Origin of the sequence: Paraburkholderia sediminicola (assembly GCF_046027825.1) — a bacterium.
Classification (GTDB): domain Bacteria; phylum Pseudomonadota; class Gammaproteobacteria; order Burkholderiales; family Burkholderiaceae; genus Paraburkholderia; species Paraburkholderia sediminicola_D.
On record NZ_JAQQDU010000016.1, the window covers coordinates 100,214 to 118,572 of the forward strand.

The 18,359-nt window shown below is 64.8% G+C and carries 19 protein-coding genes; 18 read left to right on the forward strand and 1 reads right to left on the reverse strand.

Going from position 1 to position 18,359, the window contains the following annotated elements:
• The first annotated feature begins 39 nt into the window (after positions 1–39).
• A complete protein-coding gene (locus PQQ96_RS11730) occupies positions 40–1,074 on the forward strand; it encodes a porin (RefSeq protein WP_408291755.1) in 1,035 nt (344 codons plus the stop codon).
• 320 nt (positions 1,075–1,394) lie between these two features.
• Here PQQ96_RS11730 and PQQ96_RS11735 read toward each other — a convergent pair whose 3' ends face one another.
• Positions 1,395–1,640 carry a hypothetical protein gene (locus tag PQQ96_RS11735; RefSeq protein WP_408291756.1) on the reverse strand — a complete coding sequence of 82 codons (246 nt, stop codon included), beginning with the start codon at positions 1,638–1,640 and terminating at the stop codon, positions 1,395–1,397.
• 273 nt (positions 1,641–1,913) lie between these two features.
• Between PQQ96_RS11735 and PQQ96_RS11740 the strand changes: the two genes are divergently transcribed.
• The 17 genes from PQQ96_RS11740 (at position 1,914) to PQQ96_RS11820 (ending at position 18,317) form a co-directional block, all read left to right on the forward strand.
• On the forward strand, positions 1,914–2,168 hold the full coding sequence (locus tag PQQ96_RS11740) for an AlpA family transcriptional regulator (protein ID WP_408291758.1): 255 nt from the start codon (positions 1,914–1,916) through the stop codon (positions 2,166–2,168).
• Positions 2,165–2,467, forward strand: a complete 303-nt coding sequence (locus PQQ96_RS11745; RefSeq protein WP_408291760.1) for a hypothetical protein — start codon at positions 2,165–2,167, stop codon at positions 2,465–2,467. Before PQQ96_RS11740 ends, PQQ96_RS11745 begins: the two co-directional genes overlap by 4 nt.
• Before the next feature lie 495 nt (positions 2,468–2,962).
• Positions 2,963–3,811: a ParA family protein gene (locus PQQ96_RS11750; RefSeq protein WP_408291762.1), complete on the forward strand. Its 849-nt coding sequence runs from the start codon at positions 2,963–2,965 to the stop codon at positions 3,809–3,811.
• Entirely contained in the window at positions 3,804–4,382 is a 579-nt protein-coding gene (locus PQQ96_RS11755; RefSeq protein WP_408291764.1) for a hypothetical protein, read from the forward strand. Before PQQ96_RS11750 ends, PQQ96_RS11755 begins: the two co-directional genes overlap by 8 nt.
• On the forward strand, positions 4,379–5,050 hold the full coding sequence (locus PQQ96_RS11760; protein WP_408291766.1) for a lytic transglycosylase domain-containing protein: 672 nt from the start codon (positions 4,379–4,381) through the stop codon (positions 5,048–5,050). The genes PQQ96_RS11755 and PQQ96_RS11760 overlap by 4 nt, the downstream gene beginning before the upstream one ends.
• A 35-nt stretch (positions 5,051–5,085) precedes the next feature.
• Positions 5,086–5,427 (forward strand): TrbC/VirB2 family protein, encoded by a 342-nt coding sequence (locus PQQ96_RS11765; RefSeq protein ID WP_408291768.1) that lies wholly within the window; start codon positions 5,086–5,088, stop codon positions 5,425–5,427.
• A 13-nt stretch (positions 5,428–5,440) separates the two neighbouring features.
• A complete protein-coding gene (locus PQQ96_RS11770; RefSeq protein WP_408291769.1) occupies positions 5,441–5,773 on the forward strand; it encodes a VirB3 family type IV secretion system protein in 333 nt (110 codons plus the stop codon).
• A gap of 1 nt (position 5,774) precedes the next feature.
• Positions 5,775–8,246 (forward strand): VirB4 family type IV secretion/conjugal transfer ATPase, encoded by a 2,472-nt coding sequence (locus tag PQQ96_RS11775; RefSeq protein ID WP_408291771.1) that lies wholly within the window; start codon positions 5,775–5,777, stop codon positions 8,244–8,246.
• Positions 8,243–9,400, forward strand: a complete 1,158-nt coding sequence (locus tag PQQ96_RS11780) for a TrbL/VirB6 family protein (protein WP_408291772.1) — start codon at positions 8,243–8,245, stop codon at positions 9,398–9,400. Before PQQ96_RS11775 ends, PQQ96_RS11780 begins: the two co-directional genes overlap by 4 nt.
• Positions 9,397–10,104 (forward strand): TrbJ/VirB5 family protein, encoded by a 708-nt coding sequence (locus PQQ96_RS11785; RefSeq protein ID WP_408291774.1) that lies wholly within the window; start codon positions 9,397–9,399, stop codon positions 10,102–10,104. The genes PQQ96_RS11780 and PQQ96_RS11785 overlap by 4 nt, the downstream gene beginning before the upstream one ends.
• 177 nt (positions 10,105–10,281) lie before the next feature.
• On the forward strand, positions 10,282–11,016 hold the full coding sequence (locus PQQ96_RS11790) for a VirB8 family type IV secretion system protein (RefSeq protein ID WP_408291776.1): 735 nt from the start codon (positions 10,282–10,284) through the stop codon (positions 11,014–11,016).
• Positions 11,013–11,849: a TrbG/VirB9 family P-type conjugative transfer protein gene (locus tag PQQ96_RS11795; RefSeq protein WP_408291777.1), complete on the forward strand. Its 837-nt coding sequence runs from the start codon at positions 11,013–11,015 to the stop codon at positions 11,847–11,849. Before PQQ96_RS11790 ends, PQQ96_RS11795 begins: the two co-directional genes overlap by 4 nt.
• Positions 11,842–13,059: a type IV secretion system protein VirB10 gene (gene virB10 / locus PQQ96_RS11800; protein ID WP_408291779.1), complete on the forward strand. Its 1,218-nt coding sequence runs from the start codon at positions 11,842–11,844 to the stop codon at positions 13,057–13,059. The genes PQQ96_RS11795 and virB10 overlap by 8 nt, the downstream gene beginning before the upstream one ends.
• Positions 13,056–14,195 carry a P-type DNA transfer ATPase VirB11 gene (gene virB11 / locus PQQ96_RS11805; protein ID WP_408291781.1) on the forward strand — a complete coding sequence of 380 codons (1,140 nt, stop codon included), beginning with the start codon at positions 13,056–13,058 and terminating at the stop codon, positions 14,193–14,195. The genes virB10 and virB11 overlap by 4 nt, the downstream gene beginning before the upstream one ends.
• 14 nt (positions 14,196–14,209) lie before the next feature.
• Complete coding sequence (locus tag PQQ96_RS11810; protein ID WP_408291806.1) at positions 14,210–14,611, forward strand: hypothetical protein; 402 nt, start codon at positions 14,210–14,212, stop codon at positions 14,609–14,611.
• Entirely contained in the window at positions 14,608–16,389 is a 1,782-nt protein-coding gene (locus PQQ96_RS11815; RefSeq protein WP_408291783.1) for a type IV secretory system conjugative DNA transfer family protein, read from the forward strand. The genes PQQ96_RS11810 and PQQ96_RS11815 overlap by 4 nt, the downstream gene beginning before the upstream one ends.
• Entirely contained in the window at positions 16,386–18,317 is a 1,932-nt protein-coding gene (locus PQQ96_RS11820; protein WP_408291785.1) for a PriCT-2 domain-containing protein, read from the forward strand. The genes PQQ96_RS11815 and PQQ96_RS11820 overlap by 4 nt, the downstream gene beginning before the upstream one ends.
• Positions 18,318–18,359: the final 42 nt, after the last annotated feature.

The window sequence follows — 18,359 nt, forward strand, 5'->3', positions numbered from 1 at the left end:
GCGTCAAGAGAACACTCACAAGCGATGAAGGAGAAAAACATGTGCAGGGATGTGCGGGGAACATGGAGCAAGGCGCTGGCAGCGCTGTCGTTGTGCGTCACTGTGGGCGTGGCACACGCCCAGTCGTCGGTTTCTCTCTACGGGCTGGCCGATGCATTTGCCGGGGTGGTGCGTACACCCGGCTCGGCGGGCAACGCGTGGGAGGTGGGTTCGGGAGGGCTCTCGACATCGTATTGGGGTATGTCGGGCGCCGAGGATCTGGGCAGTGGCATGAAGGCGATCTTCACGCTCGAGAGCTTCTACCGGATCAACGGTGGGCAGTCAGGAGCGTACGACGGGCAGTCATTCTTTGGCCGCAGGGCGTTCGTCGGCCTGAGCGGGGAATTTGGTCAACTGACGCTGGGACGTAATGATTCACTGCTGTTCGTCTCCACACTGCTTTTCAACCCGTTCGGCAACTCGTTCGTTTTCTCCCCCATGGTGGTCCACACGTTTCTGGGTTCCGCGATGGGCGCGGCGTCGGTGCAAAGCGACACGGCGATTGACGACTCGATCGTCTACCAGTCGCCGGAGGCGGGCGGCCTGACAGGAAGTGTGCTGTACAGCAATGCAGGCATCGCGGGTCAGGCCGGACAGGCGAACTACAGTGCGAACGTGCTCTACTTCGCGGGCCCGTTCTCTGCGACCGCCGCAGTCCAGAGCCTTCACACCGCGTCGCTTTTCCTGAACGGCGCCACGGAACAGACGGCGTGGCTGGCTGGAGCGGCATATCGCCTGCAGGCGGTCAAGCTTTATCTGCAGTACGAACGGGTGACCAACAACAACGAGCTCAGCGACGATACCGTTCAGGTGGGGGCGAGCGCCCGGGTCGGCACGGGCAGCATACTGGTGTCCTGGGCGGGGACGCTCCGGCGGCCTGCACAGGGCGCCGATATCCGCTGGTCGACCGTGGTGCTCGGATACGACTACCCGCTGTCGAAGCGCACAGACGTCTACGCCGCATGGCGGTACGACACGATGACCAGCGTGTCGTCCGGCAATAGCGTGGGTGCGGGCATCAGGATGAAGTTCTAGTCGACCCTGTCCAGCATGCCTGGATGCCCGGAAAACCGGTGACGAAACTGGCAGGTCGGCGCATCGGAATCCCTCCATAACGCGGCGGATGACGCCTCGGATCCCGGCGGCGTGTGTTGCAACGCGTCGCACTCAAGCCGCGAGGGCAGTCGGAGCGGGACGAAAAATCTCTGGAGCGCATGCCGCGCAGCCGCCCGGCGTCGCTGGTGATTTCCTCTCAGGCGCGGTTGAATCGCTTCGGACGGGCGCGCTCCAGCGGCTCTGCAGGACTGCAACGCCTGCATGCCTGTAACCGTATCCCGGGTTTCAGGCCGATGTACTCAGCTGCCTGCTGGCGGAACAATGCCTCGGGCATCGTCGTCCTGGTTGTTGCTTCCGGGCACGCACCCGATCAGGCCAAACATGGCCTGGAATTCGTACCCGCAGTCTTCGCACACGTACTCCTGGTAGACGGTGTACGCGCCTACAGCACAAGCCCCCATCGTCACATTCAGCGACTCGCATGCCGGGCAGCGCACGACGCCATCCTCAACCGTACGCTTTTGCCATTCATCGGAAGACAGCACGAACGTCTCTCCCGGTTGATGCGAGGGTACGACCTTTGCCGGACTACCCCGGTACGTCTGGTGCTGACCATTCTACGCTCCATATTCGTGAGATTGACCGCGATAATCATCGCCGGTGATCGCTGATACGTTACGCGTCACCCACACGTTGTTCGCCACGCCCGACGGGAGCTTCCCGTCGATAAGACGGGTTTGGAAGCCGGCCACGACTGCTGCTTGAATGCCCCCATGTACCGGCAACCCGAGGCCGGCATCTTTTCTGGGGGGAAGGCCATGTCAACTGCGAACAGCGAGGCGCACAGGATCCTGCGCCGCCGTCAGGTCGAAGAGATAACGGGGCTGTCACGTTCAACGATTTACCGGCGTATGCAGGCCCGAACCTTTCCACCGGCCGTGCCACTGGGTGGTCGCCTGGTGGGATGGCGCGCGGCGGACATTGGAAGGTTTCTGGAGAATCCTGCGCGTTACCGGGCGCCTGTGCCAGCGCGCGACGACGAAATGGGGCATGCGTCAGGAGGTGCGCCATGAGTCGCGATCTCGCTTCGGCACCCCTGCGCCGGCGGCTGGAGAACTGGGGTAATGCATCGCGGGGCGCCTACGATCCGGTCGATGCGGCACGAATCACGAAAGCATGGCGGACCCTGCATCCCCGGCATCGCGACCTGCTACGCATGGTCTATCTCTGGCATGCGCGTCGGGAAGTGGTCTGCCGTCGACTGCGTATACCGCGGCGCCCGGCCCAATGCCTTGATCTGGAACTTGCCGCTGCACGGGCGGCGCTCGCACGGGTCCTGGATGGCGGGATCCAGGATTACCCAGGATCGTGAAGGCGGCTGATCGACCGGGACGCAGACAGATAGTGGGCCCGTCGCCGAGCCAGCTCGTGCTGGTGCGCAGCTGGTATGTTGTGTCGGCGAGCGACGCCGCTGCAGCAGGGGACGTTAGGGTGAAGGTCTGGACGTGAAAATTTTTCTGGGACGTCGTGGGAACACCTGGGAACACGTGGGTAAAAGCAGGGATGGCAGGCCGACTGAGGGTTCTTGCATTGCGCCACGCACTCGCCTAGATTGAAGCTAACAATCTGATCCGGTCAACGTGCTACGCACGACCGAGTACGCGCTAGCGGCCCCGCAGTTTCGATGTCTGTGCGACGACGTGGTGTGCCGTGACGCATTCGAAAAAAGCCTGCATCTGCAGGCTTTCTGCATTCTGGTGCTGATGCAATGATCCCCCGTTGAGCCCGCGGTTAGCCTCCCTGGCGGCGCGGGTTCCTTTTTCTTCGCAGGTTCATCGACAGCGGGCGCGGCGGAGGACGATGAACCATGAAATCGCTTCTGATCATTTCGGCAAAGGGCAGTTCGGGCAGGACGACGCTGACCTGTCTGCTCGCCCGCCACCTGCAGTGCGCCTCCCACTGGCGGGTGCTGGTACTGGATCTGGCCGAGCCGCCGCGCTGCGCGTACCTGCTTGCCCGCTACCGGTACGACGCGATCGTGTCTGGTAACCGTGCGCCGGCGCCGCAGGAGAGCGCCCGGTCCGCATCGGGCGGTTGCGTGCACGTGCTCAATGCGAACGCCATCGACGGTCTGCTGTCGCGCGACGATCCAGCCCGCACGCGCTATTACGCGAACCTTCGTCATCTGCTGTCTGTGGTGGCACCGTGGTTCGATGTCTGCCTGGTCGATGCTCCCGCGTTGCCGGACCTGCGCGCCGTCTGTGCAGAGGCGCTCGTGGACGCGGTGCTAAGCCCCGTCGCGGTGTCACCCGAATGCGTCAACTGCGCCTCGGAGGTCATCCACGGCACGTACGGCATCCGCAACATCCGGGCCCGACTGAATCCGGCACTGCGCTTCACCGGAATTCTGCCGGTCGTGGCGGTCCCTACGGCAATGGAAGAGGCGTGGGCGAAGGTGATGGAGACGACGCTGCCTGAATGGTTGATCGCGGATCCGGCGTCTCCCCGGGGATACGTCTGGCTGCCCCACCTGACGTCCGTCTGCCGTATCGAACCTTTCACGCCGGCGGACAGCGAGCCTGCCGCACGGGATGCAGGCGTGCCTGAAGACCTCCGTGCGGGGGCCACCTGTCTCGATGTGATCACGCACCGCCTCGAAGCGATCCAGGACGGCGCCGTGCCCGCCCTCCGGCATGCGGAGGTTTGTGATGCATGACGCTGCCACTGTTACTACTACTTCCGTCGACATTGCCGTCGGCCGTGCTCCGCTGTGCCGCTGGTTGATCGTCCTCGCCGCCTTCCTCGGCACATCGATCGTGGCGCCCGGTATTGCCCGTGCTGACGACTGGGGCTGCCAGGTGATCCTGTGCCTCTCCAATCCCGGCGGGCCTGAACAGTATGGCGAGTGCGCTCCGCCGATCGAGAGACTGTGGGCTGCCCTGCGCCACGGCGATCCTTTCCCGACTTGCGACTTCCGGGCAGGCGGCTCGCAGGGGACATCGGTCGTGAACGTCTTTGCGAGCGCGGGATACTGCCGCGAGGATCTGCTGTACTGGGGCGGCCCCGAGCAGGGCGAACTGCTGTGCAATGCGCGCGGTGCAATCGACGTCGAGATCGACGGCTCGCTGTACACACGGGTATGGTGGGACGCGAGAGGTACAGACCGCACGATCACGGAGTTCTACGGGGCTGGCAGTACGACGATCCCGTACAACCCGACACAGTCGGCCCGCCTCTTTCTGGAGCGCGAGTACGAAAGCTCGGGCGGGCAGGGAGGTGGCGAATGATTCCGCTCGCCGCATTCCTGACCCTGGCACAGCAGTGCGCGCCTGCCGTGGCGCCTGCCACGACGGCAGCAGTCGTGCGGGTCGAGTCGGGTTTCAACCCGTACGCGATCGGGGTGGTGCATGGCCGCCTCCAGCGGCAACCAGTGAACCTTGGTGAAGCTGTCGCGACAGCACGTGCGCTGGATGCCGCTGGGTGGAATTACAGCGCGGGTCTCGCACAGGTGAACCGGTCAAACTGGAGCCATTTCGGCCTGACACCGGAGACGGTCTTCGAGCCGTGCCGGAATCTCGCCGCCGGCGCAGCGATCCTCCAGGGGTGTTTCGAGCGTGCGAAAGGGGCACAAACGCGGGCACGTGCAGGGACACACGCGCAGGTGCAGGACGCATTGCGCGCGGGGCTTTCGTGCTACGCGAGCGGCGACTTTTCCAGCGGGTTTCGTACGGGCTATGTGCAGCGGGTCGTCGCCCAGGCTGCACGGCCCGATCCGGTGGTTCCGGCCATTGCCAGCGACGTTTCGCCCATTTCCGTCATTCCCTCCCGACCGGAGGCCGCGCGGTCTGACCCATCCCGCGGTCACGCTGGCTTCGGGTCCCCCACGGACGGCAGCACGGACCGGAAGGCCGGTCAGGCAGACGACATGACGCAGGAAAGCGCTGTGGTGTTCTGAGAAAGCAGAGACAACGCGCGTGACAGGAGTAATCTATGAAATCAGGACTACATATCAAATGGCGTCAGGTTCCGAAGCAGTTGCGGACGCCCGGATCGGCGCGACATGCGTGGCGCGGCCTCGCGGTTGTGCCCATGGTGATGCTGGCGGTGACACCGGCATACGCGCAGCTCTCGCAGGTCAACACGCTGCTCACGACGATCCAGACCACGCTGCTCAGCGTGGGCGCGGTGGTGTGTTCGATCTCGATCATCTGGGCGGGTTTCAAGATGATGTTCCAGCACGCACGCTTTGGCGACATTGCCAACGTGTTCATCGGCGGCCTGTTCGTGGGCTGCGCCACGGTGATCGCGGCGATGCTGATCCCGACGAGCTGATGCGGAGGCGCACATGAATCCGCGCATGAATCCACTGAGGGATCCCGTCTTCAAGGGCTGCACGCGCCCGGCGATGCTCTGGGGTGTGCCGCTGGTTCCGTTCCTCATGGTGGGCGGCAGCATCCTGATCCCCGCGATCTGGGCGCTGCTCGCCAGTCCGCCGGTGGGCGTCGGCATCGTGCTGCTCCTCATCCCTATTTTTGTCACGATGCGCTCGGTCACGCGCCACGACGACCAGCGTCTGGCGCAGTTCGCATTGGGCATTCGCATGGTGCTTCGCCAGCGCAACCGCCGCTTCTGGGGTGCGCACGCCTACATGCCGCTCTGTCTCAAGAGGAGGGGCTGACATGGGTGCGCTGCCGCAACTCATCGACATTGCCGAACGCGAGGCTGTGCTCGCGGATTTCGTGCCGTTTTCGTCGCACGTGAATGACTACGTGATCCGCACGCGGGAAGGGGACTACCTGCGTGTCTGGAAGGTCGCCGGCATCGCCTTCGAAGTGGCCGATCCGGGTGACATCCTCGTGCGTCACGAAGGATTCAACCAGCTCGTGCGCAGCCTGCCGGGTGGTCACGTCGGCCTGTGGTCGCACCGGATCCGCCGGCGCGTGAGCGACCATTTCGCCACGCCGTACGGCAACCCGTTCTGCCAGGAGCTCGCGACGCGCTACTACGCAAGCTTTGCCGGCTACCGGATGATGGCCAACGAGCTGTACCTGACGCTCGTGTACCGGCCGCATCGCACGCGCCTGGGGCGTCTTTTCAGTCAGGCGGCACGCCGCACGCCGGATGATATCCGGCGGGACCAGCATGAAGCCCTGAAGGTGATGGCGGAGCTTGCCGCCCAGGTCGAATCCGGTCTGAAGCCCTGGGACCCGGTGCCGCTTGGTGTCTACAGGAAGCCGATCCGTTACATGCAGCGGCCCGTGCGCTTCTCATCGGCACTGGAGTTCCTGGGTTATCTCGTCAACGCCGTGTGGGAGCCGGTACCGGTGCCGGCCGGCAGGATAGCGGAGGCGCTGCCGACTTCGCGGCTGTTCTTCCGGACCGAGAAGGTCGAGATCCGCATGCCAGGGGCGACGCGCTATGCGGCGCTACTCGACCTGAAGGACTATCCCGAGGAGACCGAGCCGGGGATGCTCGACGGTCTGCTCTACGGTGACTTCGAATACATCGAGACCCAGAGCTTCACGATTCTCGACCGTCCCACGGCGAAGGAGGCGCTCGAGCGTCAGCGCAACCAGCTGATTGCGGGCGAGGACGTGGCGGTGTCGCAGGTTCAGGCAATGGACCAGGCGCTGGACGACCTGATCAACGGTGATTTCGTCCTCGGTGAATATCACTATTCGCTCGCGGTGCTCGGTGACCGGCCCGACGAGGTCGCGCGGCACGTGGCGAAGGCGCGCACGCAGCTCGCAGATGTCGGCTTCCAGACTGCGCTCGTAGATCTCGTGGCGGACGCCGCCTGGTTCGCCCAGTTGCCAGCCAACTGGCGTTACCGGCCACGCGAGGCGAAGCTCACCTCGCGTAACTTCTGCGGGCTGGCGAGCCTGCACAACTTCGCGACCGGCAAGCGCGACGGCAATCCGTGGGGCGAGGCGATCACGATCGTGAAGACGCCGAGTGGCCAGCCGCTGTACCTGAACTTCCATACGACGCCGGAGAAGAAGGAGTCCGCTGACGAGAAGGCGCTCGCCAACACGCAGATCATCGGGCAGGCGGGGGCCGGCAAGACGGTGCTGGAGCTGTTCCTGCTGGCGATGGCGATGAAGTATGGCCTCACCGGCGTCGTCTACGACAAGGACCGGGGCACCGAGATCGCGATCCGGGCAATGGGAGGGCGCTACACGGTGTTTCGACGGGGTGTTCCGACGGGACTCAATCCCTTCCAGCTCGATCCGGACGAGGCGGTGCTGGACTTCTGGGAGCGGCTGGTGCGCCGTCTGGTCGACACCGGCACGCTGCTGTCGGCGAAGGACGAACTCGACATTTCGCGTGCCGTGCGGGAGGTCGCACGCATGGAAAGGCAGCTCCGGCGCCTGTCGATGGTCCGGCAACTGCTGCCCGCCGTGGGCGACAACAGCCTGCATGCGCGCCTCACGAAGTGGTGTGCAGGCGGGCGGCTCGGCTGGGTGCTGGACAACCCGTCGGACCTTCTGGATTTTAGCCACAACCAGCTGTTCGGATTCGATGATACGGAGCTGCTCGACGATCCGGAGGTGTCGACGCCGGTCACGATGTACCTGCTGCAGCTGACCGAAAGCCTGATCGACGGGCGGCGCTTTGTCTATGTGATGACCGAATTCTGGAAGCGCCTGGGCGATCCGGTTTTCACGGATTTCGCAAAGGACAAGCAGAAGACGATCCGCAAGCAGAACGGTCTGGGCATCTTCGATACGCAGTCCCCGGCCGATGTGCTGCGTAGCGACATCGCGCGGGCGCTGGTCGAGCAGACCGCGACGTTCTTCTTCCTGCCGAACCCGCGCGCCGACTACGACGACTACGTGCATGGCTTCAAGCTGACCGAGGCGGAATTCAACATCGTCCGGTCTCTCGGCGAGACCAGCCGGCTGTTCCTTGTGAAGCAGGGCCATCGGTCGGCCATCGGCCGGCTGGACCTGGCCGGGCTCGGCGACGTGCTCGACGTCCTGTCGGGGACGACGGACAACGTCGAACTGCTCGACGGGATCCGCGCCGAGGTCGGCGACGATCCTGTCGCGTGGCTCCCCGTATTCCATGAGCGGCTGGCGAAACGTCGTGCGACCGGGACCGCCCTGAACGTGCCGACCCGGCGTATGTCGGGAAGAGGTGCACGATGAGCGGCCTTTTCACTTCAGTCGGCGGCACGCTCGAAAACGGCATGTCGACGTATGTCACGAGCGTGTCCTCAGCGCTCTCCAGCGCGCTGGTACCTGTTGTCACGACCGCACTTTCGATCTGGATCATCACGTACGGGTTCGCCGTGGTGCGTGGCGAGGCCCATGAGTCAGTACCTGCATTCGCATGGCGTGGCCTGAAGGTGGCCATCATGCTCGCCTTTGCACTCGGCGCGGGCATCTACCAGTCCCAGGTCGTCATGGCCGTCGAAGGGGCGACGACGGGCCTGGCCCAGGCGATCCAGACCGCGGCGGCCAATGCTGGTGCAGGCAACCCCGGCTGCGGAACGGTGAGTGGCAGCAGCGTGACAGGCACGAGCGCGTCCGCCATTTACCAGACGCTCGACTGCTATGACCGTCAGATTGATCTGGTGATGGATGCGTACTTCAACAAGGCGACGCACGAAGGATTCAGCATCGCGGGAATCGTCGCTGGCATTGGAGATTTTGCCTGTGGGCTGGTGGCGGCACTCGGCGCGTCGATTTTCCTGATCGTCCTCGCATTCGAGGCCGTGATGGCGAGGCTGCTGCTGGATCTGGTGCTCGGCCTTGGGCCACTGTTCATCGCGTGCGGGGCATTCGGCCCGACCGCCCGATTCTTCGAGGCATGGACCGCGAAGATTGCCAACTACGCGTTGCTGCAGGTGCTCATAGCAGCGTTTCTGGGCATGGCACTAACCGCGTTTTCAGCAGACCTTGCGCCGTTCCAGGTGACGACCTCGTCGCCTGATGCGAACGCGTCTGCGCTGACAGCGGCTGTCCAGGGCGCGCTCGATAACGCCGCATCCTGGGGGGCGGGGCTTGGGATGTTCGCAACTGGCGTGTTGCTGGCCACTGTCGGTTGGCAACTGCCTGCAGTCGCATCCGGTCTGGCTGGGGGCGCCACGCTGTCCGGGTTCGGTGCCTTCGTTGCGGGATACGCCGCACGGCAGGTACTTCGCGGCGTCGGCGCAGCCATGCGCTTCGGACACGGTCCGCGGCGGCCGGGCGGAAAGATTTCGGACGGCGGAGCGGGAAGCGGTTCGAGGCCAGCCTATCAGCGTGCTGCCCGCGAGCACCTGGGCGATCAGGGAAACGATGGAGGATCCGCATCATGATTACCCCAGCTGTACGCCGCGCTCTGGTAACGGCTGCGTTAGCAACGACCACCTGTCTGTCTTCCGGCGTCCATGCGCAGGGTATTCCTGTGTATGACGCGCAGAACGTCGTACAGGCCATCGCGACCGTGGGGCAACTGAAACAGGAGGTGCAGCAGGAACTCCAGCTATACCAGTCGCTCAGTGGTACGCGCGGCTTCGGCGAACTGATGAGCAATCCGGTGCTGTCGAATTCGCTGCCGTCGAACTGGCAGTTCGTCTACACGGCGATCCAGAACGGCGGCTATGCAGGTCTGACGGGCAGCGCGCAGACGCTTCGCTCGGCAAGCGAAATCTACAACTGCGAGGACCAGAGCGGGATCGACCAGCAGGTCTGCCAGCGCGCGCTGAACAAGCCGTTCCAGGACAAGACGTTTGGCACCCTGGCATACCAGACCGAACTCCAGGAGCTCGACCAGATCCAGGGCCTGATGCAGCAGATCGATGTGACACAGGACCAGAAAGGCATCGGGGAACTGCAGGCGCGCATCCAGATTGAGAGCACGGCGGTCGGCAATGAAATGACGAAGCTGCAGCTCTTCAGGATGCTGGCCGATTCCGAAGACCGGCTTATTGCTGAGCAGCAGCAGGAGCTTGTTCTCAAGCGCGCCGGCAATACCACACGGCTGCAGGACCAGATGGTACCTGCGAACTTTGGCAACTGAGTTCGGAAATCGAGGAGGCTGACATGATCCGGTCCGTCGTCGCAGTCTTTGCCATTCAATTAGTTATGTTGATTAATGGTTGCTCGGACAATCCACCCAAACCTGTCCTGCCAGATGGCTCGCACCGTGTTCCGGTGAACCGCGTGCCACCGGTTCCCCCGTCCGATGGAGGCGGCCATGAGCAGTGAGCGTGACTCCCGTGAAATACGTGATTATCGCCGGGCACTCGATTTCGAGGTGTCGGTCACGCACCTGCAGGAGCGCTCGGAGCGTCGGGCATGGCAGGTGGCCATGGGCTCCGTGGTGGTCGCGATCCTGTGTGCTGTCGCACTGGCCGTGATGGTCCCGTTCTACCGGGTGGTGCCGCTGCCGATCGAGGTCGACCGTCTGACCGGTGAGGCACAGGTGATCGACGTGCTCGACGCGAAGCAGATGCACATGCGCGATATCGAGGACAAGCACTGGGTGGAAGTGTACGTGCGCTCGCGTGAACGCTACGACTGGGGCTTGCTGCAGATGGACTACGACCGCGTGCTCGACATGAGCGGCGACCGTGTCGCGCGGGACTACCGGGCGATCTACAGCGGCCCCGACGCACTGGACCGGCAGCTCGGGGCGAACACACAGCGGCACATCCGCATCCTCTCGACGACGCTCGTGCCGGACGAACCCGGCCGTGCTGTCGTGCATATCGAGCGCACGACATGGAAGAACGGCATCGATAACGCGGAGCCGCCGCTGCGCTTCGTCATCACGCTCGCCTTCACTTACCGGCCGTCCATCTTCACGCGTGAGCGCACGGCCATCGAGAATCCCTTCGGCTTCAGGGTGACGGCGTACAGCCGCGATCCCGAATACACCCCTGCGGCGTCGTCGCCGACATTGTCACCTGCTCCGGGAGGTGCGCCATGAGACTGAGCACCCTCGTGAGAGCCGCCGCGCTGGTGACTGGGCTGGCAGGGGGTTGCGCCGCAGCCTTTGCCTACGACGTGCCTGGCTGGTCGGGTGACTCGCGTGTGCGGCAGATCGTGTACCGGCAGGACGAGGTGGTGCGGGTCATCGCGCAACGTGGGTTCGCCACGCACATCGCGCTCGATCCGGCCGAGCACATTCTCGTCGTGGCCCCGGGCGACCGGGACGGATGGCAGGTGGTTGCAAACCGTGGCGATCACGATGTCTACCTCAAACCGCAGCTTGCTGCGCACGACACGAACCTCGAAATCCGAACGGACCGGCACAGCTACAGCTTCGACCTGGTCGTGCTGCCGCTCAAGGCCCGTTTCGGCAACGACGAGGAGATGTACCGCATCACCTTCGTCTATCCGGATGCGCAGGCCGCGAAGACAAAGGCCGCAGACGATGCCGCCCTCGTGCGCGAGCGTCTCGACCAGCCGCCGGTGGTGCGCAACACCGCTTACTCGATGCAGGTAATGTCCCACTCGGAGGATATCGCGCCGACGGCGGCATGGGACGACGGACGCTTCACCTACATCCGCGTTCCGAATAACCGCCGCATCCCGGCGATCTTTCGCGTGGCAGACGATGACAGCGAAAGCGTCGTTGACCGGCACATGGAAGAAGACGTGATCGTCGTACATGAGGTAGCCCGGCGTTTCGTCCTGCGTCTGGGCGACGAGGTGGTCGGTCTGTGGAACGACGCGTTCGATGTGGACGGCGTGCCGCCGGCGGACGGCACGACAGTGAGCGGTGTGAAGCGTGTCCTGCGGAGCGACGGCCATGAATGAGCAAACGCCACGCAATGTGATTCCGCCCGGGGTTGTGCCCGGGAGTGACCCGGCAGAGGTCACCGATACCATAAACGGTGACCTCACAAACCGGCCGATCGATCGCGGCATGCCGGAGCTTGGACAGCAGAGCGGCCGTCCCCGTGCCTGGTGGCTTGCGCCGCTGATCATCGTGGCCCTCGTGATCGGTGGAGCGGTCTGGACGATCCACGGGTTTCTCGCGCGGCACGATGCGGCCGAGAAGGCGAGACGCGATGCCGTGCAGGATCAGCCGTCCCAGGGGCGCGTATTCGGCGATGGACCCACCGCGACATCATCGGCGACCGCTGTGGCAAGCGGAGCGGTGGCAGCAAGCGCGGTCGCGTCGGCACCCGTGGCGGTGGCGACACGCCCGACGCCGGTGCATACGGCAGCAGCGCGCAGCTACTACGATGCGCAGCTCCTCGCGACAGGCAGTAACGGCACTGCCAGTGGCGAGCCAGATACAGCTGCATCAATGTCCGCAGTTTCTCCCGGCACGCAGTCGAACGTGACGGTTGCATCCAGCAGCCAGTCCCAGGGCAGCAGTCCGCTTGGTCAGGCTCTGACGCCGACGGTGACGCCCAAAGTGCGCGCGGGCTTTCTCGGCAATCGCAGCCTGATCCTGGCGGAAGGCGCCAAGATCGACTGCGTCGGCGATACGGCTTTTGATTCGACCCAGGCGGGTATCTCGACCTGCACGGTGACGAAGAACGTCTATTCGGATGACGGCCATGTCGTGCTGATCGCGCGTGGCTCGCAGATCAACAGCGAATACCGCGCGAACCTGGCACCCGGACAGAAGCGGGTGTTCATCCTGTCGGCACGCATCAGGACCCCCGAGGGTGTGACGGTCGAGATCGATTCGCCCGCGGCGGACGCGCTGGGGCGCATCGGCGTGAGCGGCTACGTGAACAATCACTGGGGCGAGCGTATCGGCGCGGCCATGCTGCTCGGCATGACGCAGGATGCGATCGGTTATCTCGCGACGCGTGGCGGCAACAGCAATGGCCCGGTCGTATTCGAGAACACGCAGCAGCAGGGCAATGACATGGCCTCGCGCGTGCTCGACAGCACGATCAACATTTCGCCCACACTGACGCAGAACCAGGGGGCCGAGTTCACGATTATCGTCGCCCGGGACCTGGACTTCGGTCCGGTCTACGCGCTGGAGCCGGGGGGCGCGCGATGAACGCGTCGGCCCATATCCTGAGCGATGCGCCGGTGCAGGCAGACGGCTTGCTGCCGAGGCTGGCAGAGGATGCTTCGGTGCGCGAGCTGATGCGCCCGCTCGCGGGGCTGCTCGAAGACCCGGCGCTCACGGAGCTGGTGATCAACCGGCCGCAGCGCGTGCTGACCGAAACCCATCTCGGATGGCAGGCGCACGACTGTGCGGACCTCGACTTTGAGCGGCTGATGTCGTTCGCGGTGGCGATCGCCACGCTCACGAACCAGGAGGTCTCGGCGCTGCATCCGGTGCTCTCCGCGCTGCTGCCCGGTGATGCGCGCGTCCAGATCGTGATCCCGCCGGTGGTGCCGCCGCGTACCGTGTCGGTGACGATCCGCCGTCCGTCGTCGCGCGAGAAGACACTCGACGCCTACGGCAACGAGGGCCTGTTCGCGCAGACCACGTGGCACCGCCCGGCTGGACTCGATGAGGCGATGCCGGCACTGCGCCCCCTGGATCGTGATCTCGCCATGCGCCTCGAAGCGCGCGAGTTCCCGGCGTTCTTCGAGCGGGCGGTGCGCGGCCGGCTGAACCTCGTGATCGTGGGCAGCACGGGCTCGGGCAAGACGAGCTTCATGAAGACGCTGTGCCGGTCCATTCCGGCTACCGAACGCATCGTGACGATTGAAGATGTGCGCGAGCTCTTCATCCATCACATCGAGAACTGCGTCCACCTGATTTACAGCAAGGGTGGCCACGGCCAGGCAAGGGTGACGCCAGCCGATCTGATCACAAGCTCGATGCGCATGCGCCCTGACCGAGTGCTGCTCGCCGAACTGCGAGGCAGCGAAGCGTACGACTTTCTGAAGCTGCTGACGACCGGGCACTCCGGTTCGATCACGAGCTATCACGCGTCGAGCGCATCGGTCGCCATCGAGCGGTTCGCGCTGATGGCGAAGGAACATCCCGAAGCCGCCACATGGGACGACGTCGCACTGCGCCGGCTGCTCTTCATGACCATCGACGTGGTGGCGCACATGGAGGCAATCGCGCTGTTCGATGAATCTGGCGTGCAGACCGGCCGGCGCTGGTCGATGACGGAGGTCTGGTTCGATCCGCTGCGCCGCCATCAGACGGACTATCACGCGGATTTCCGGTGAAAGGGGAACTGGCCATGGACTTCGGAAAGGCTACTGGAACGGGACGGTCAGCCAGCAAGGCGATCGGGTACCACGTGTTGCTTGCGCTGCTCACCGTTGCGGTCATGGCTGCAACTGTAGCTGGACTCACGCTAGCCCTCTGGCTGGCTTCCTTTTTCTTCGCCGCGAGCCAGCACGCCAACCCGCTTCATGCCGGGTTTCATGCGTGGCCAGATGCCGCGCTGGCCTGGCATGACGGACGCCTGCCGAAGCAGGGGCGGCGGCTCGCCGGTGCTGCGCTGTTCGGGGTTCTGCTGGCGTTCGGCGCACCCGCGTTCGGCATGTACACGCTTCTGGAACAGTCCGGGCGCCGGCGCCTCTACGGCAGCGCGCGGTTCGCAAATGAGGCGGATATCCGCGGGGCAGGACTGTTATGAGCACGATGGCGACTTCAGGCGCGTCCAGCGGTCCGCCGCTGGTCGTGGGCATCTGGCGTGGCCGCTATCTGCGGTTCACCGGGCAGCAGTTCGTGCTGCTCGCGGCACCGGCACGCTCGGGCAAGGGCGTGGGCGTTGTGGTGCCTAACCTGCTCAGCTACCCGGATTCGGTGATCGTGCTCGACATCAAACAGGAGAACTTCAACCTTACCGCGGGTTTCCGTCGTGCGCACGGGCACGACGTGTACCTGTTCAACCCGTTTGCCGAGGATGGCCGTACGCACCGGTATAACCCGCTGTCGGCGATCTCGGATGGCATATTCCGCGTCGGCGACATCCTGGCGATCGGCTACGCGCTGTATCCGGTTGGCGGTCACGACGACTTCTGGAAGGACCAGGCACGCAATCTCTTTCTCGGTATCGTGCTGCTGCTGTGCGAGTGGCGCGATGTGCGCCGCACCGGCAACACCGATGTGCCGGACTACCCGGTGACGATGGGTGAGGTACTGCGGCAGTCATCGGGCAACGGCATGCCCGTCAAGGCGTATCTGCAGCAGGCGCTGCTGCAGAACCGGCGACTGCTCAGTGGCGCGTGCGTCGATGCGCTCAACCGCTTTCTCGCGAACGACGACAAGGTACTCGCGAGCATTCTCGCGACCTTCAATGCGCCGCTCACGATCTGGGCCAATCCGATTGTCGACGCCGCGACGAGTGCCAATGACTTCGACCTGCGCGACGTGCGCAAACGGCGCATGTCGGTCTACGTCGGGATCACGCCGGACCACCTGACCGAGGCGGCGCTCCTCGTCAACCTCGTGTTCTCGCAACTCGTCAACCTGAATACTCGGCAGCTGCCCCAGGACAATCCGCAGCTGAAGGTCCAGTGCCTGCTGCTGATGGACGAATTCACATCGGTCGGCAAGATCCACATCATCGCCCGGGCCGTCGCCTACATGGCGGGATACAACCTGCGGCTGCTCTCGATCGTGCAGTCGGTCTCCCAGCTCGAGTCGGTCTATGGCCGGGCGGATGCCAGGACGTTCGTTACCAATCACGCGATGCAGATCATCTACGCGCCGCGTGAGCAGAAGGATGCGAACGAATACTCGGAGATGCTCGGCACCTTCACGGACCGCTCGCGCAGTGTGAGCCGGTCGAACGCGATCTTCGGCGGGCGCGGTGGGTCGAGCGAGAGTTTCTCCGAGCAGCGCCGGCCGCTGCTGCTGCCGCAGGAACTCAAGGAGCTTGGGCGGGACAGCGAAATCATCCTGCTCGAAAACACGAAGCCGATCCTGGCGGAGCGGATCTGCTATTGGCGCGATCCTGTTTTCACGTCGCGCCTGGTGGCTGCGCCAGCGATTCCAGCGATGGATCTCGTGCGTTTCGTCGCCCAGGTCGAGCGGCGGGTAAGGGATGTGCAACTGGACGACGTGGACGAAGCCGGTGTGATGCACATCTCCCCGGAGTATCTGGAAGTGCTGCAGGCCTGGGATCCACGCGATCTGCCACGGCATCTCAACGACGTGAGCGACGAAGAGGCGGTTGCCTACGTCGAGCGGCACTTCATGCTGCTGGGCGTGCCAGTTGCACGCGTTGCGGTGGCTGCACGGCGGCTGTCGCCGTCTGATCTCGACGTCGCGGAGCTGCGCCCCACGGAAGGCGCGCCGGGGCGCAAGGCCAGGCGCGCCTCCGGCGCACCGCGTACGCAACGTGGGCGAGCCGCATCGCGCACGGCTGACGGCTCGAACGTCGTGCCGCCCCATGGAGAACGCCGATGAATGCGCGGTATCTGAGTGAAGAAGAGCGAGCGCGTGCGGCGCTGGCCAAGATCCCGGCCGAGGACTACGCGACATGGGTCGATATGGCGTTCGCCCTCAAGCAGGGTTTTGGTGAGGCCGGCTTCGACATCTGGGACGAGTGGAGCCGCACCGCCCACAACTACAGCGAGCGTACGGCGCGGGTGACCTGGCGCTCGGCTGGCGAGTCAGGCGGCAAGACGCTCGCGTCTCTCTTCTGGCTCGCGCAGCAGCACGGTTTCGATGTCAGGGGCTCGCGTGCAGCGATGGATCCTGCGGAGAGGCTGCGCATGTCGCCACCCCCTCCAGCCGTGGTCCGGGCGAGGCGGGACGGCATGGTCGAGGCTCGTGTGCGCGCGCGACAGGCTGCTGTCGCGCGGGAGGCGCTGGCAATCTGGAAGTGGGCGCGACCGGTGGGCCCCGGACATCCGTATCTTGAACGCAAGCAGGTGAGGGCAGTCCCGACGCTGCGCGAGCTGGAAGCCGAAGAGTTGCACGCGCTGCTCGGATACGCGCCGCATAGTGCCGAAGAGCTGCTCACGGGACGCGTGCTGGTCGTGCCGGTCCGCATCGGTGACACCTTCTCGACGCTGGAACTGATCGACGCCGAAGGACGCAAGTCTGCCCTCGCGGGTGGCGCGAAGTCGGGCGGCTACTGGGTGGTGGAACCAGACCGGTTCCGTGACGGCGCTGTGACGCCGATCCTGATCGCCGAGGGCGTGGCAACAGCGCTGGCAGCATGGCAGGCGACCGGCTGGTTCAGCGTCGCCGCACTGTCGAGCGGCAACCTGCGGCCGGTGGCGGCGATGTGGCGCGGCCGGTACCCGGAGGCGGAGATGCTCGTGCTCGCCGATCTCGGCGCCGGGTATGAGCATGCGAAGCAGGCCGCGCTCGGCACGTCATCGCTGCTGGCCGAGCCGCGCTTCGCGCCGCAGGCACGGATTGCCGACGACGTGCCGACTGATTTCGACGACATGGCGGTGCTGTCCGGGTCCGGTGTCGTTGGTGAGCTTCTACGGGAGTCGCTGTATGGGGCACCGCGACGAGATCTGGCAGACGGAGAAGCCGACGGACAGGCCTTGATTGCACAGGGATTGGGCGATCCACTGAAGGAAGACCATGCACTGAAGGAGGACCATGCAATGGGCAATGTGAAAGAAAAACTCGTGGGCGATGGAGAGGTTTCGGGGCGGCGCCGTACTTCGCGTCGGCGGTCTGGCCAACAGGACGCGCCGGAACCGACGCAGCAGGAAAGCACGGCATCGGCACCGGAGCCGGCAACTGCGCAGGCACGGTCGCAGCCGCCGGACGCGGACCGGCGGGAAGCCGATGCGCCGAAGCCAGCTCCTGCCCCCGAGCGCGTCGTGGAAGTATCGGCGCGCCGGCAGGTGGGCGAACCGCTGTACGCACTGGACGAGGTGCCGGGCGAGATCAAGGCACTCGCACAGCACCGCTTCGGCGCACAGATCCGCATGGCGGCGCCCCGCGAGAACGGTGGCCCGTACCGCGGCGAGGTATTCAACACCGAGCACTACCTGATCCAGGAGGTGTCCACCCGCAGCGTTGTATTCCACGCGAAGTCGAACATGGAGTTTGTCTCGGACCGCCTGCGGTGGATGGACGAGAACCAGCGTCTCAATGGCGCAGAGGTGCAGGTCGGCTACGACGGCGCACGGGCGAAAGTGTATCCGTGGGACCGTGCGCGCGACCTGCTCGAGCGCACGGTGGCATCGCTGAAGAAGTCCGCCCGCGAGGTGGGTTTCGGTAACGACCTCGACGCAACGCTTGACCAGCTGCAGGCCACGTCGTGGACGCGGGTGAGGGAGGCACGGGCGGCGGCACTCGCCCAGTCGAAGGAGCGCGCCGGCCGCGAGCAGGAGAAGGGACAGGGATTGGGGCAGCAACGCTGAGCATGCGACGTTTTGCCCGCCAGTGCAGTGATCAGAGGGAGA

What these genes read in the sequence shown, in the direction of transcription:
- PQQ96_RS11730 (WP_408291755.1), top strand. Translation starts at nt 40, where the DNA reads ATGTGCAGGGATGTGCGGGGAACATGGAGCAAGGCGCTGGCAGCGCTG.
- PQQ96_RS11740 (WP_408291758.1), top strand. Translation starts at nt 1,914, where the DNA reads ATGTCAACTGCGAACAGCGAGGCGCACAGGATCCTGCGCCGCCGTCAG.
- PQQ96_RS11745 (WP_408291760.1), top strand. Translation starts at nt 2,165, where the DNA reads ATGAGTCGCGATCTCGCTTCGGCACCCCTGCGCCGGCGGCTGGAGAAC.
- PQQ96_RS11750 (WP_408291762.1), top strand. Translation starts at nt 2,963, where the DNA reads ATGAAATCGCTTCTGATCATTTCGGCAAAGGGCAGTTCGGGCAGGACG.
- PQQ96_RS11755 (WP_408291764.1), top strand. Translation starts at nt 3,804, where the DNA reads ATGCATGACGCTGCCACTGTTACTACTACTTCCGTCGACATTGCCGTC.
- PQQ96_RS11760 (WP_408291766.1), top strand. Translation starts at nt 4,379, where the DNA reads ATGATTCCGCTCGCCGCATTCCTGACCCTGGCACAGCAGTGCGCGCCT.
- PQQ96_RS11765 (WP_408291768.1), top strand. Translation starts at nt 5,086, where the DNA reads ATGAAATCAGGACTACATATCAAATGGCGTCAGGTTCCGAAGCAGTTG.
- PQQ96_RS11770 (WP_408291769.1), top strand. Translation starts at nt 5,441, where the DNA reads ATGAATCCGCGCATGAATCCACTGAGGGATCCCGTCTTCAAGGGCTGC.
- PQQ96_RS11775 (WP_408291771.1), top strand. Translation starts at nt 5,775, where the DNA reads ATGGGTGCGCTGCCGCAACTCATCGACATTGCCGAACGCGAGGCTGTG.
- PQQ96_RS11780 (WP_408291772.1), top strand. Translation starts at nt 8,243, where the DNA reads ATGAGCGGCCTTTTCACTTCAGTCGGCGGCACGCTCGAAAACGGCATG.
- PQQ96_RS11785 (WP_408291774.1), top strand. Translation starts at nt 9,397, where the DNA reads ATGATTACCCCAGCTGTACGCCGCGCTCTGGTAACGGCTGCGTTAGCA.
- PQQ96_RS11790 (WP_408291776.1), top strand. Translation starts at nt 10,282, where the DNA reads ATGAGCAGTGAGCGTGACTCCCGTGAAATACGTGATTATCGCCGGGCA.
- PQQ96_RS11795 (WP_408291777.1), top strand. Translation starts at nt 11,013, where the DNA reads ATGAGACTGAGCACCCTCGTGAGAGCCGCCGCGCTGGTGACTGGGCTG.
- virB10 (WP_408291779.1), top strand. Translation starts at nt 11,842, where the DNA reads ATGAATGAGCAAACGCCACGCAATGTGATTCCGCCCGGGGTTGTGCCC.
- virB11 (WP_408291781.1), top strand. Translation starts at nt 13,056, where the DNA reads ATGAACGCGTCGGCCCATATCCTGAGCGATGCGCCGGTGCAGGCAGAC.
- PQQ96_RS11810 (WP_408291806.1), top strand. Translation starts at nt 14,210, where the DNA reads ATGGACTTCGGAAAGGCTACTGGAACGGGACGGTCAGCCAGCAAGGCG.
- PQQ96_RS11815 (WP_408291783.1), top strand. Translation starts at nt 14,608, where the DNA reads ATGAGCACGATGGCGACTTCAGGCGCGTCCAGCGGTCCGCCGCTGGTC.
- PQQ96_RS11820 (WP_408291785.1), top strand. Translation starts at nt 16,386, where the DNA reads ATGAATGCGCGGTATCTGAGTGAAGAAGAGCGAGCGCGTGCGGCGCTG.